Source organism: Pseudomonas sp. (assembly GCF_050739775.1).
Taxonomy (GTDB): Bacteria; Pseudomonadota; Gammaproteobacteria; order Pseudomonadales; family Pseudomonadaceae; genus Aquipseudomonas.
In genome coordinates this window covers 46,105-59,315 of the sequence record NZ_JBOICA010000023.1, presented here as the reverse complement: position 1 = coordinate 59,315, position 13,211 = coordinate 46,105, and the positions used below count along the sequence as shown (strand labels likewise).

Below are 13,211 nucleotides of genomic sequence, written 5' to 3'. Positions count from 1 at the left end.
CTCAAATGAGCAATCTACTTCCTTCCTTTTATCATTTGCTCAATGGGTTGAAGTTAGAAGCAAGAACGCTTGGAGGGCAGAGCGGCAGGCTACCAGGATGTTGCCTCTCGGCCTGCCCGCCCTGTGTGCATCAATGTGGGTCGGCAGAGGTGTGTTCAAACGGCAATTTTTTCAGCCGGTAGGCCAGTGCGGGGCGCGTCATGCCCAATAGCCGTGCCGCCTCGGAAACATTTTGCCGAGTACGTTCCATGGCGCCTTGTATCAACTGCTCCTCGATTGCGTCGAGACTCACACCCCGATCGAGCAACTGGTCCACCCATTGCTCTTCAGTGTGAATGACCTGACTGATCAGATGGCCTTCGCTGGACAGGCCAATACTCTGGGCTTCATCGGACAGGTGGGGAAACAGCGCTTCCACCGAGATACTTTGGTTGTTGTCGGTAATAATCACGCCGCGCTCTATGAGGTTTTCCAGTTCGCGGATATTTCCCGGCCAGTCGTAGCGCAGGCAGGCTTCATTGGCGCGGTCCGACAGCCCAAGGGTTTTTTTCTGGTAGCTGGCATGCAGTTTTTCCAGAAAGTGCTCAATCAACAGCGGGATGTCTTCGCGTCGATCCCGTAGTGCCGGAATGCGCACCGGGTAAACATTCAAGCGGTAGTAAAGGTCGGCGCGAAAACGTCCTTCCTTGACGGCTTGACCGAGGTCTTCGTGGGTTGCGCCGATGACCCGCACATTGACCGTGCGCGTTTGGCTGTCGCCCACCCGTTCCAGCTCACCTTCCTGCAGCACTCGCAGCAAACTGGCCTGAGCGCGGGGAGAGAGTTCGATGATTTCGTCGAGAAACAGAGTGCCGCCATCGGCACGTTCAAAGCGCCCCATGCGTGATTGCTGGGCGCCGGTGTAGGCACCTTTTTCCACGCCAAACAGCTCCGCCTCGATCAGGTCGGGGCTAATGGCCGCACAGTTCAGGGCGATAAAGGGGCCGCCTGCACGCTCGCTGCGCAAGTGCAGGCTTCTGGCGATGACCTCCTTGCCGACACCGGTTTCGCCCAACAGCAATACGGAGGCTTTGCCCGGCGCAACTTTATCGATCAGGTTGCAGGTTTTGCGGTAGCTGGCTGAATGACCGATACCGTAGAACTGGCCCGCACGCTGTTGCAGGCGCTCGGTCATGTTCTCGACCTGGAGCTGCAGGGTGTGCAGTTCATCGATGATGGAATCACTCTGGAAATAGCGCATGAAGGTGTCGGCATCCTCCCATTCCTCTGCAGGCTTACCGATGATCCGGCACAGTGCGTCCCCACAACCGCGGCAACTGACTTCCTTGTAGATGATCTGCCGACCGACGAAGAACGACGAATAGCTGATTGCATAGCCGAGCAACGTCCAGCAGATCGGTTGCCCGGAATGCAATTGCTCAGCCTGGTGGTTCTCCACCTCGAACGAGTCGATCCATTCGATATCGGCGTAAAAGGTGCCAGCCTCGATATCGATGTCCATTTTCAGCGGCCGCACATTGACCATACCTTTGAGCGAGTGCAGCTGTGGACCGGTCAGGAACATCTTGATGTCGTTGCCGTTGGGCCGCAGTTTTCTGGCCAGTTCTGCGTCTTTGAGCCCGGACTGGTAGCCCAGGCGCAGGAAAAAACCCTTGGCCCGTTCTTCGCCGACCATTTCGATCAGCTCGCGACGAAACGAGGCCATCGCCGACACCTGCATCAACAACATGCGTTGCTCGTCGAGCCAGATTTTTCCTTCGCTGCCGAGGAAGTGGATGCGGTCAGTGAGGTCCTTGAGTAGCGTTGAGTGCTCGGAGGGCCGGTATTTCGTGGTCATGCAAACGCACCCCTATATCTTTTGTTTGTGGGGATGACACGGCAACTCTGCCTAGGCGGGGCAACATCGAGGTGCTGTGTTCAGGGCAGTTGCCGCGGCTGACGGCGACTGCAGCATGCCTATAGAAATGCCTGGATTATTTCTTAAAAGTCAAATTTTACCGGCGTGGATGATGGTTGTTCTATTTGCTCGAAAAGGCCTTCGGCGATTTGAGCAAATGATCAATTGCGCCGGGTCGAGGACGGGCTGGAAGGGTGCCTCATTGCTTGAGCGCCACCAGTGAGCGCTAATAACATATTGTTATCAAAGGAATAAAAATATTTTCCTGGAGGATTTTCAATCTTGGCACCGTCGTTGCTGAGTACCTCTGCATAACAACAGGGGAGCCCCCGATCATGAGTCAAGCTGGCAGCACCTTCGAACAGTTACCGCGCTACATCCGGGTACGCAGCAAGCCTGACGACGCCTTCGTCGAATTCGACTTCGCCATCGGCTACCCCGATCTGTTTGTCGAGCTGGTGCTGCCGCATCAAGCGTTCACATTGTTTTGCGCAGCCAACCACGTGCAGCACATGACCGCGCAGATGTCGGACGCCCTGGACGCCGATGCGCGCAAGTGGCGCTACGGCGAAACGCGCGACGACGAATAAGCCTCCCACCACCATCCAACAAGAACAATTACAGGAGCCACTCCATGAGTGTCGAAATCAAGACGGCAACCGTCGAGACGATCCGCAACACCTTCAGCCATACACGTCGTCGGTTTGGTGACAAGGCTGCCAGCCGCTACCAGGAAGCTAGCTTCGACATTGAGGCGGCGACCAACTTCCATTACCGCCCGCTATGGCAGCCAGACAAGTTGCTCAACGATGCCACCCGTACCGCCATCGTCATGGCCGACTGGTATGCCGTCAGTGATCCGCGTCAGTACTACTACGGCGCTTACGTACAGGCTCGGGCCAAGATGCAGGAAAATGCCGAGCACGATTACGCCTTCTGTGAAAAGCGCAACATGCTCGGCAGTCTTGCGCCGCAGATCATTGAGTTGATCAGTTCACAGTTATTGCCACTGCGCCATGCCGAGCTGGGCGCAAACATGAACAACAGCAACATCGCTGCCGACGGCTTTGGTACCAGCGTGACGCAGATGCATATGTTCCACGCCATGGACCGCCTGGGTATCGCCCAGTACCTGTCGCGGATCGGCCTGATGCTCGATGACGGCGATGTGCTGTACCTCACTCAAGCCAAACAGCAGTGGCTGAACGACCCCGCGTGGCAGGGCCTGCGCCGCTATGTCGAAGACACGCTGGTGGTGCGCGACTGGTTCGAACTGACCGTGGCTCAGAACCTTGTCAGCGATGGCCTGGTGTATCCACTGATGTTCCACAAGCTCGACGAACACTTCTCGGCCAATGGTGCGGGGCAGGTCGGCATGCTGACCGAGTTTATGCGCCTGTGGTTCGCCGAAAGCCAGCGCTGGGTCGATGCGCTGGTCAAGACCGTGGTCAACGAAAGCGCACAGAACAAACAGCGGGTCCAGCAGTGGATCGAGCACTGGAGCCATCGTTCGATCGAAGCGTTGATGCCGCTGGCGCGCACAGGGCTCGGCGAAGACGCACTGGCCGCTGTGAGCACGGAATTTACTGCACGCCTGAAAAAAATCGGCCTGACAGGAGCCGCAGCATGACTTCTCTCGTTTACATCAACCTGCAAGACACCGATTACGCCCGGGCAATCGTCGAGGCCATCCAGCAGGACAACCCGAACGCCAGCATCCAGCACCAACCTTCGATGATCCGCATCGAAGCGGCTAACCGCTTGGAGATTCGCCGCGAAACGGTAGAGCAGATCACCGGAACAACGTGGGACATCCAGGAAATGCTGATGTACGTGATCACACTGGGCGGCAACGTCGAGGAAGACGACGACAGCTTTTCGCTGCACTGGAACAGCTGATCGCACTCAGCCGGCAACCAGCGCTTGATCAATAACAAGAGTTTTGGAGAGTCATCATGGCCGTGAAAAAACGCCTTAATGCCAAAGAAAAATACCGCTGCATGACCCGTGACCTGGACTGGGAGCCGAGCTACCAGTCCCATGACGACATTTACCCGCACGAACGCTTCGAAGGCATCAAGATCACCGACTGGGACAAGTGGGAAGACCCGTTCCGCCTGACCATGGACACCTATTGGAAATATCAGGCCGAGAAAGAGAAAAAGCTCTACGCGATCTTTGACGCTTTCTCGCAAAACAACGGCCATACCACGCTGTCGGACGCCCGTTATGTCAACGCCCTGAAGCTGTTCCTGTCAGGCGTGACACCGCTGGAGTACCAGGCTTACCAAGGGTTTGCCCGCGTCGGCCGGCAGTTCAGTGGCGCTGGCGCACGGATCGCCTGCCAGATGCAGGCCATTGACGAACTGCGGCATGTGCAGACCCAAATCCATGCCATGAGTCACTACAACAAGCACTTCAACGGCCTGCATGATTTCGCCCATATGCATGACCGGGTGTGGTTCCTTTCAGTACCCAAGTCGTTCTTCGAAGACGCACGCACCGCAGGCCCGTTCGAGTTCCTCACGGCGATTTCGTTCTCGTTCGAGTACGTGCTGACCAACTTGCTGTTCGTGCCGTTCATGTCTGGCGCCGCCTTCAACGGCGACATGGCCACCGTCACCTTTGGCTTCTCGGCGCAGTCTGATGAAGCGCGGCACATGACCCTCGGCCTTGAGGTGATCAAGTTCCTGCTGGAGCAGCACGAAGACAACGTACCGATCATCCAGCGTTGGATCGACAAATGGTTCTGGCGTGGCTACCGGCTGCTGACCCTGGTCGGGATGATGATGGACTACATGCTGCCGAACAAAGTGATGTCCTGGGCTGAGGCGTGGGGCGTGTACTTCGAAGAGGCCGGCGGCGCGTTGTTCAAGGATCTGGAGCGCTACGGCATTCGTCCGCCCAAGCATGTTGAAGACGCCAACATCGGCAAGGATCACATCAGTCACCAGGCGTGGTCGATCTTCTATCAGTACAGCCAGGCGACCAACTTCCATACCTGGATGCCTACCGACGAAGAGCTGGATTGGCTCTTGGCCAAGTACCCCGACACCTTCGACAAGATCTATCGCCCACGCTTCGAACACTGGCGCGCGCTGCAAGAGAAGGGCGAGCGGTTCTACAACCCGACCCTGCCGATGCTGTGCCAGATCTGCCAGATCCCGCTGTCGTTTACCGAAGTGGATGAGCGGACCACCCTGAGCCATCGTTCTGTCGAGCACGAGGGAGAGCGCTATCACTTCTGCTCCCAGGGTTGCTGCGACATCTTCACGTACGAACCGACTAAATACATTCAGGCCTGGTTGCCCGTGCATCAGATTCTGCAGGGCAACTGTGGCGGTGCGGATGTCGAGTCGATTGTGCGGGACTACTACAACATCACCCCTGGTGAAGACAACTTTGAGTACCTGGGCTCCACCGAACATCGGCGCTGGCAGGACTGGCACCCGAATGATCGCAACAGCGCGCCAGCGGCAGCCCCCGCTGATCAGGACCTGCTCAAGACCGGCTGAAGCCTGAGGCGCTGCATTGAAGCGGGCTGCGCGGTCCGCTTCAACTTCTACCCGACAACAAGAAGGACAACATCATGCCCGTGACCGCAATTGGCGCCTATGAGGCCCAACCTCTGGATAGCCAGAACAATTTCAACGGCCTGCAACTGGTTTACCTGTGCTGGGAAAAGCACCTGATGTTCTGCGCGCCGTTCACCTTTCCACTGCCGCCGCACATGCTGTTCGAGGATTTTATCGAACAGGTAGTCAAAGCGGCGATTTCACAGCACCCCGATGCGCCGCATGTCGATTTTGACCGCGCCCGGTGGCGTCTCAACGACCAGCCCTTCACGCCGGACAACGCAGCGAGCTTGATCGCCAACGGTATTGACCACAAAAGCCTGCTGCACCTGAACACACCGGGCCTGAACGGCGTTGCCGGTACTTTCAACTGAGGATGCGGTGATGAGCTACCAAGTAACCATCGAACCCACCGGCGAGCAAATAGAGGTGGAAGAGGGCCAGACGATTCTTCAGGCGGCGCTGCGCCAAGGCGTTTGGTTGCCGTTTGCCTGTGGTCACGGTACCTGTGCCACCTGCAAGGTCCAGGTGCTCGAAGGCGAAGCAGACCTGGGTGCAGCTTCATCATTTGCCTTGATGGATATGGAAAGGGATGAGGGCAAGGTGCTCGCCTGCTGCGCAATCCCACAAAGCGACATGGTGATCGAGGCAGATATCGACGCTGACCCGGACTTTCTGGGGCATCCTGTCGAGGACTATCACGCCGTGGTCACCCAGTTGGTCGACCTCTCGCCGACCATCAAGGGTGTGCACCTCAAACTTGATCGGCCGATGGCCTTTCAGGCCGGACAGTACATCAACCTGCAGCTTCCAGGAATCGAGGGCACCCGAGCGTTCTCGCTGGCCAACCCTCCCAGTCGTGCCGACGAGGTCGAACTGCACGTGCGTCGGGTCGATGGCGGCTTGGCCACCCCCATGATTCACGATCAATTGAAAGTGGGTGACGCCGTCGAGATGTCGGGTCCTTATGGACAGTTCTTCGTCCGCACCTCGCAAAGTGGAGACCTGATTTTCATCGCCGGTGGCTCGGGTTTGTCGAGCCCTCAGTCGATGATCCTGGATCTGTTGGAGTCCGGCGACTCCCGGCAAATCGTGTTGTTCCAGGGGGCGAGGAACCGTGCCGAACTTTACAACCACACGCTGTTCGAGACGCTGGCGCAACAACACGCCAACTTCACTTACGTACCCGCATTGAGCCAGGCGGCAGACGACGCGCAGTGGGGCGGGTTCAAAGGCTACGTCCATGATGCGGCAAAGCAGTTTTTCGACGGTCGTTTCAGCAGCCGCAAGGCGTACCTGTGCGGGCCGCCGATCATGATCGATTCCGCCATTACCTGCTTGATGCAAGGACGTCTGTTCGAACGTGACATTTTCATGGAGCGCTTCTATAGCGCCGCCGATGGCGCCACCGAGACCACCAAATCAGCGCTGTTCAAAAGAATCTGAGTTCGCTGTTCAAACACGCCACCCCGCTGGCTGATCAACCGTCAGCGGGTGCCGGCCGACTATAAAAACAACAAAAGGTCATTACGATGAGAGCAGTATCACAGGCAAGTTGCGTGCGTTATCTGTGCCAGGCCGGTTTAAGCCTACTGGCGGTCGCCAGCATGACAGCTCAAGCGACGGAGAATGGCGGTTCGTCCTACCCCATGGGCGCGGAAAACTACATGTCGGGGGCTATGCCGCCACCCGGGTTTTATTCGCAGTTTTATGTTGGGCACTACGAAGCTGATTCGCTACGCGACAACCGTGGCGACAAGGTACCGGTGGATTTTCGGGTACGCGCCAATTCAGTCTCGCCTCGGCTGATCTGGGTCACCGAGCACACTGTTTTTGGCGGCAACCTGGGGTTCCATGCGATTGCTCCGCTGGTAGACCTCAAGGTTGAGGTCAATGGCCAATCGCAGAGCAAGCAGGGTTTGGGCGATATGATCTTCGGGCCTGCACTGGGCTTTCATCACAGCGAGAAACTGCACAGCATCGTGGCTTTGGATTTTATTGCCCCGACGGGTGAATATGATCGAGGCGATCTGGCCAATATCGGCCGCAATTACTGGGTGATCGAGCCGGTCCTGGCAATCTCATACATCGACCCGAACGGTTTGAACATAGATGCCAAGACGATGTATGACTTTAACCTGCGCAATGATTCGACCGATTACCTGTCGGGTCAGGAACTGCATGTCGACTACGCGGTCGGCTGGGGCCTGGGTAACGGTTGGGTGGTGGGGGTAGGGGGCTATGTACTTTACCAAACCACGGACGACCGACAGAACGGCGACCGCATCGAAGATAACAAAGGCAGATCCATCGCGATCGGCCCCTCGGTGAAATACAGCAGTAACACGGGTTGGTTTCTGACTGCCAAGTGGGAAAAGGAAAACCAGGTGCGAAACCGTGCCGAAGGTAATGCCTACTGGATGAAGTTGACTATCCCGTTCTAATGCATGGGCACGCTCCCTACGCTACCAATCAAGCCGTCTATAACCTCTGAGGTGTCGACATGTATCCAGCTGCTATTACCTCGATTGAAACGATAATTGTCGATCTGCCGACCATTCGCCCTCACAAACTGGCGATGCACACCATGCAGAACCAGACCATCGTGATCGTTCGTGTACGTTGCGCCGATGGCATCGAAGGCCTTGGCGAGTCCACCACCATTGGCGGACTGGCTTACGGCAACGAGAGCCCGGAAAGTATAAAAGCCAATATCGATGCGCACTTTGCGCCGTTGCTGATCGGGCAAGACAGTGCCAATTACAACGCTGCGATGCATCGCCTGGAGCGCAGTATCAAAGGCAACACGTTCGCCAAATCCGGTATTGAAACGGCCTTGCTTGACGCACAGGGAAAGCGGCTGGGGCTTGCCGTCAGCGAGCTGCTAGGCGGCCGCCTGAGAGATACCCTGCCAGTCGCCTGGACTTTGGCCAGTGGCGACACCGGCAAAGACATCGAAGAAGCGGAACACATGCTGGCGCTACGTCGGCACCGACTCTTCAAGTTGAAAATTGGCGCTGGAGAGGTCGATCAGGACCTGGCCCATGTCATAGCGATCAAAAAAGCCTTGGGCGAGCGCGCCAGTGTTCGGGTCGATGTCAATCAGGCGTGGGATGAAGCCGTTGCGTTACGCGCGTGCCGGGTATTAAGTGACAACGGAATTGACCTGATTGAGCAGCCGATTTCACGTAACAACCGTGCTGGCATGGCTCGCCTGAATGCAATCAGCCCAGCCCCCATCATGGCCGACGAGTCCATCGAGTCCGTAGAAGATGCGTTCAACCTGGCCCGTGAAGGCGCGGCTTCGGTGTTCGCCCTGAAAATCGCCAAAAACGGTGGACCCCGCGCGGTGCTGCGCACAGCATCGATAGCTGAGTCCGCAGGTATCGCGTTGTACGGCGGCACCATGCTCGAAGGTGGCATTGGCACGCTGGCTTCGGCTCACGCCTTTATCACCCTGAACAAATTAGCGTGGGGCACTGAATTGTTTGGTCCGTTGCTACTGACGGAAGACGTTCTGAGCGAGCCGCTGGTTTACCGTGACTTCGAACTGTGCGTACCAAAATCACCTGGGCTGGGTGTGGGGCTGGATGAGGACCGTCTCGCGTTTTTCCGTCGCGACAAGACATCCACTTCTATTCAACAAGCCTGAGGAGGGCGATATGCTTTTCCATGTGAAAATGACCGTGAATTTACCTGTCGACATGGCCCCTGAAAAGGCTGCCAAACTCAAAGCTGACGAGAAAGAACTGGCCTTGCAGCTACAAACGCAAGGAACGTGGCGTCACTTATGGCGTATTGCCGGACGTTACGCCAACTACAGCATTTTCGATGTCGATAGTGTTCAGGAATTGCACGATTTGCTCGTGCAACTCCCGTTATTCCCGTACATGGCGATTGAGGTCGAGCCGCTGTGCCGACATCCGTCCTCCATTCGGGAAGATGATCGATAGAACGAAACAGTAGCGAGAAGACCCCTGTATTCCTGCCCAGAGGCAAAGCAGGCAGGTGTGTACCTGTGTCAATAGCGCGCATACAACTGCGGATCCTCAGCAGATCTTGGCGGTATTACCGCACCGGGAACACGCGCTTTGAGGATTTGTGCAGAGTACAACGCGTGCGAGCTCTTACGCAGGCATAGGTCGAGGTCTCCCAATTTAGGTTCGTCCCGCCTTGTCCGGATCGACGACATAGGCCAGCGGGAACGTGGCAATTTCCTCGCGGCGCAGACCCGTATGTAGCGCCAGACGCATCATCATCCGGTGATGGGGGTTCTCCGCAGCGGCCAGGAGCGCCTTGATTTCCGCCATGTTCAGGAACTTGGGCAGGCCCTTGTGGCTACGCGGCATCACATCGTTTCCCAGGACCTTGCCGCCACTGGCATCAACATGCGCAAGGAAGCCTGTTTCTCGCCTCAACGTGCGTTCTTCATAGGCAAAAGGTAGGCGCTTCACCCACCCTTCCTTCAGCGCGAATTCGTAGAACTTGCAGATATAATGCAGGCGCTGGCGAGTGGTTTGGGGTACCAGTCTGCACGTTATCAGGCAGTAGTCCCGATAGGCCGCCACAAGGCTCTTGGCCTCGCCACGATCCACGTCGCGCCAATCCAACTCGTGGGCTTGGAGGAAGCTGAAGAAGTCATACAGAGCACGTCCGGTGCTGGGCCAGGATCGCTTAGAGCCAATGACCCCACGAAGCAGATAGTGACGAAAGAACTGATTGGCCGGGACGCACTTTCCATCGAGTCCCAAAGCAAAATGGGAAACTTCGGATAGGGTTGACCAGCGATCACTAAACCCTCAGTCGCCCACACAAGTTCCATCTGCCGCCCTCTGCACTGACCAGACGCCTAATCCCTTTGTTTGCTCGAATGGACGAAGGTCATTAGGCCGACCTTGAAGCACCTGGACTTCTAAGTCTCTGTTTCCAGTATTGCGGAAATCTAACGCTTTCCAAGTACCGGATCATTGTGCTGTCCATCAAAGATGGCGACAGCGAGACCGGGTAAATCTGGCATGGGCGGCCTCGCAGTGAGACCGGCAAAAAGGCAGGTTGGCAATCCCCATCCCTTCGCCGGCATGATCCGGATCAGGTTCGAAGGGTCACCGCGCTGCAGCTGTCAGCGGTTTCTCAGCCCGTTGCCGGGCTCCCCTTGGTGGCCGAATCTATACAGCAAGCCGGCAGGATTGTCACGTTGGCCGCTAGTGAATGCTGGAGGCCAACTCAAAGATCGGCATGTACATCAGGATCACGATCAGGCCGATCAACAGGCCGATGAAGGTCATCAGCAAGGGTTCGAACAGACGCACGAACCACTCGATCCAGCGGCTGATTTCTTGGTCGTAGAAGTCGGCGCTGCGCTCCATCATCTGCCCGAGATTGCCCGACTGCTCGCCGGCCCGCAGCAAGCGCAGGGAGACTGGCGTCACCAGTTGCCCAGCCTCCAGCGCCGCGGACAATGACAGGCCTTCACGGACCCGCTCACAGGCCTGTTCCAGGCGCTGCCTGGCAGCGACGCCGAGCAGGCCGCGGGCCATCTCCATGGCGGTGAGAATCGGAATGCCACCTTGCAGCAGGATCCCCAGGGAACGGTAGAAACGCGCCAGTTCATACATCACCAGGCGCCGGTGCAGGGCAGGCAGACGTTCCAACTGGCTGTTCAGCCAGCGCCGCACCCGCGGCTCGCGGCGCAGCACGAACAGGCTGGCCATCAGCCCGAGAAACCCCAGGCCCAGCGGTGCCTGGTGGGCATGCAGGAACATCCCGGCCTGCATCAGCCAACGTGACAGCCAGGGCAGTTCAGTACCCAGGCCTTCGAACACCAGGCTGAAGCGCGGCACCACATAGCCCAGCAAAAACAGCACCACGCCAGCGCCGACCAACAACAGCAGCAAGGGATAGATCGAAGCGCTGACGATCTTCTGCCGCACTTCGTCCATGCGCTGGCGGTAGGCGACGTAGCGTCCCAGGGCATCACCCAGGGCGCCAGTCTTCTCGCTTGATTGCACCAGGGCGATGTACAGCGGCGGAAACACGCTGGGCAACTGCCCCAAGGCCTGCGAGAAGGATTTGCCTTCATAGAGCAGGCGCACCAACTCGCCTAGGGTCTTGCGTGCCTGGGGCGCCGACTCTTTCTCCGCCAGGCTTTGCAGCGCGTCGATCAGCGGCAGGCCGGCATTGAGCAGGGTGGTCAGCTCCTGGCTGAACAGCACCAGGTTGAAGGTTTCGCTGCGGCGCCAGCGCAACGTGGCGAAGCGCTCACAGTTGCGCACGCTGACCACCCGCAAGCCTTGTTGTTCGGCCTGCTGGCGGGCTTGTCCGGCGTCCTGGGCGTCCAGCGTCAGCAGGACCACACCGGATTTCCCCAAGGCCTTGAGCTCGTAGCGCATGTGTAGATCCTCCGCTTATTGCCAGCTGGTGACCTCGGCGTTCTCGCCTTCGCCGCCAGGCTGGCCGTCCTTGCCCATGGAGAGCAGGTCGTACTCGCCGTTTTCGCCAGGCTGGCGGTAGATGTAATTACGCCCCCAAGGGTCCTGGGGGACTTTTTTCTGCAGGTAGGGGCCAGACCAGCGCGTCTCGTCGCTGGGCGCCGTGACCAGCGCCTGCAGCCCTTGCTCGGAATTGGGGTAATGCCCCACCTCCAGGCGGTACAGGTCCAGGGCCTTGCTCAAGCCTTCGATCTGCGCCCGCGCCACCTTGGCCTCCGAGCGTCCCAACTGGCTGAAGTACTTGGGTGCGACGATGCCGGCGAGCAGACCCAGTACCACCAACACCACCAGCAGTTCGAGCAGGGTGAACCCCTGCTGTGAGCGTTTTTTATTGTTCATGCCAAGGCCCTCCATTGTGCGCTTGCAAGGTCTTATGCAATTGCCGTGCGCGTCTGCGCCGAGCCTTTGCGGTACCGGCCTGGCAAGGCGGCACAGTGCTTGCGTCAGTAGCTAAAAGCCTCGGCAATCGGGGCATATGCCCCACTTTTCGGGGAACGCAACGGGGAGGGCGGCACGATGCACTGGCTCACTGCAGGACTCTTTGTCTGGCTGACCTGGACCCCCCCGGTCCAGGCCGATGTGTACATCTCCATCAAGGCCGACGGCAGTTACCTGCTGTCCAACGTCCACCGGCCTGGCCGCATCTATAAACGGGTCATCAGCGAACTGGGGGCGAGCCTGGCCAATAGCAGCCAGGCGCAGCTGATCACGGGCATGCCCTATGCCGAGCTGGTGGCGGCGGCGGCCAAGGCTAACGACCTGCCTGCAGCGCTGCTGCATGCGGTGATCCACGCCGAATCGCGCTACGACCCCAATGCCCGCTCGCCCAGTGGCGCTTCCGGGTTGATGCAGTTGATGCCTGCTACCGCCCGTGAGCTTGGGGTCAAGAATGTCCTGGACCCGGCCTCCAATGTTCAGGGCGGAGCGCGCTACCTCAAACGCATGCTCAAGCTGTTCGACAATGACATCACCCTGGCGGTGGCGGCCTACAACGCCGGCCCCAATGCAGTGATGCGCCGGGGCCGGGTAGTGCCGCCCTATGCCGAGACCCAGCGTTATGTCCCGAAAGTGTTGCGCCAGTATCGGCGGTTGCAGGGGCTGGCGATGGATGCGCCGTTGTGAAGGCGCGGGGAACCGGTGGGAGCGGGCCCCCCCGAATAGTGGGGAATACCGGGGGATAGCCCCCAATTGAGATTCACTAAATAGTTTAAGTGACTGTAAAACAACAATAAAAAACAATGGCATGAGGCT

Annotated in this window: 14 protein-coding genes and 1 riboswitch; of the genes, 10 read left to right on the top strand and 4 right to left on the bottom strand. The window is 58.0% G+C overall.

The features are described from left to right. Positions 1 to 130 precede the first annotated feature (130 nt). Positions 131 to 1,837: a sigma 54-interacting transcriptional regulator gene (locus ACRESH_RS14000; RefSeq protein ID WP_431742556.1), complete on the bottom strand. Its 1,707-nt coding sequence runs from the start codon at positions 1,835 to 1,837 to the stop codon at positions 131 to 133. 395 nt (positions 1,838 to 2,232) lie between these two features. Here ACRESH_RS14000 and ACRESH_RS13995 point away from each other — a divergent pair, with 395 nt between their 5' ends. The 9 genes from ACRESH_RS13995 to catC all read left to right on the top strand — a co-directional run bounded on the left by ACRESH_RS13995 (position 2,233) and on the right by catC (position 9,425). Next, entirely contained in the window at positions 2,233 to 2,487 is a 255-nt protein-coding gene (locus ACRESH_RS13995) for a phenol hydroxylase subunit (protein WP_431742555.1), read from the top strand. A gap of 44 nt (positions 2,488 to 2,531) precedes the next feature. Further along, complete coding sequence (locus tag ACRESH_RS13990) at positions 2,532 to 3,527, top strand: aromatic/alkene monooxygenase hydroxylase subunit beta (RefSeq protein WP_431742554.1); 996 nt, start codon at positions 2,532 to 2,534, stop codon at positions 3,525 to 3,527. Beyond that, positions 3,524 to 3,796, top strand: a complete 273-nt coding sequence (locus tag ACRESH_RS13985; protein WP_431742553.1) for an MmoB/DmpM family protein — start codon at positions 3,524 to 3,526, stop codon at positions 3,794 to 3,796. Before ACRESH_RS13990 ends, ACRESH_RS13985 begins: the two co-directional genes overlap by 4 nt. A gap of 56 nt (positions 3,797 to 3,852) precedes the next feature. Further along, positions 3,853 to 5,412 carry an aromatic/alkene/methane monooxygenase hydroxylase/oxygenase subunit alpha gene (locus tag ACRESH_RS13980; protein ID WP_431742552.1) on the top strand — a complete coding sequence of 520 codons (1,560 nt, stop codon included), beginning with the start codon at positions 3,853 to 3,855 and terminating at the stop codon, positions 5,410 to 5,412. Between the two features lie 74 nt (positions 5,413 to 5,486). Then, the gene (locus ACRESH_RS13975) at positions 5,487 to 5,846 is read left to right on the top strand and encodes a phenol hydroxylase subunit P4 (RefSeq protein WP_431742551.1); all 360 of its coding nucleotides are present in this window, start codon (positions 5,487 to 5,489) and stop codon (positions 5,844 to 5,846) included. A gap of 10 nt (positions 5,847 to 5,856) precedes the next feature. Continuing rightward, positions 5,857 to 6,918 (top strand): NADH:ubiquinone reductase (Na(+)-transporting) subunit F, encoded by a 1,062-nt coding sequence (locus ACRESH_RS13970; RefSeq protein ID WP_431742550.1) that lies wholly within the window; start codon positions 5,857 to 5,859, stop codon positions 6,916 to 6,918. Between the two features lie 161 nt (positions 6,919 to 7,079). Beyond that, positions 7,080 to 7,916 carry a SphA family protein gene (locus ACRESH_RS13965; RefSeq protein ID WP_431742581.1) on the top strand — a complete coding sequence of 279 codons (837 nt, stop codon included), beginning with the start codon at positions 7,080 to 7,082 and terminating at the stop codon, positions 7,914 to 7,916. 59 nt (positions 7,917 to 7,975) lie between these two features. Next, positions 7,976 to 9,124 (top strand): muconate cycloisomerase family protein, encoded by a 1,149-nt coding sequence (locus tag ACRESH_RS13960; protein WP_431742549.1) that lies wholly within the window; start codon positions 7,976 to 7,978, stop codon positions 9,122 to 9,124. A 10-nt stretch (positions 9,125 to 9,134) separates the two neighbouring features. Then, a complete protein-coding gene (gene catC, locus ACRESH_RS13955) occupies positions 9,135 to 9,425 on the top strand; it encodes a muconolactone Delta-isomerase (RefSeq protein ID WP_431742548.1) in 291 nt (96 codons plus the stop codon). 204 nt (positions 9,426 to 9,629) lie between these two features. Here the strand turns inward: catC and ACRESH_RS13950 are convergent, their stop codons facing one another. The 3 genes from ACRESH_RS13950 to gspG form a co-directional block, all read right to left on the bottom strand. Then, a complete protein-coding gene (locus ACRESH_RS13950) occupies positions 9,630 to 10,067 on the bottom strand; it encodes a hypothetical protein (RefSeq protein WP_431742547.1) in 438 nt (145 codons plus the stop codon). A gap of 453 nt (positions 10,068 to 10,520) precedes the next feature. Further along, positions 10,521 to 10,635: riboswitch (TPP riboswitch) on the bottom strand. A gap of 38 nt (positions 10,636 to 10,673) precedes the next feature. After that, on the bottom strand, positions 10,674 to 11,861 hold the full coding sequence (locus tag ACRESH_RS13945) for a type II secretion system F family protein (RefSeq protein WP_431742546.1): 1,188 nt from the start codon (positions 11,859 to 11,861) through the stop codon (positions 10,674 to 10,676). A 15-nt stretch (positions 11,862 to 11,876) separates the two neighbouring features. Then, positions 11,877 to 12,299 carry a type II secretion system major pseudopilin GspG gene (gene gspG, locus ACRESH_RS13940; RefSeq protein WP_431742545.1) on the bottom strand — a complete coding sequence of 141 codons (423 nt, stop codon included), beginning with the start codon at positions 12,297 to 12,299 and terminating at the stop codon, positions 11,877 to 11,879. Between the two features lie 177 nt (positions 12,300 to 12,476). On the opposite strand from gspG, the gene ACRESH_RS13935 reads away from it, so the two are divergent. Continuing rightward, a complete protein-coding gene (locus tag ACRESH_RS13935; RefSeq protein WP_431742544.1) occupies positions 12,477 to 13,082 on the top strand; it encodes a lytic transglycosylase domain-containing protein in 606 nt (201 codons plus the stop codon). The last annotated feature ends 129 nt before the right edge of the window (positions 13,083 to 13,211 follow it).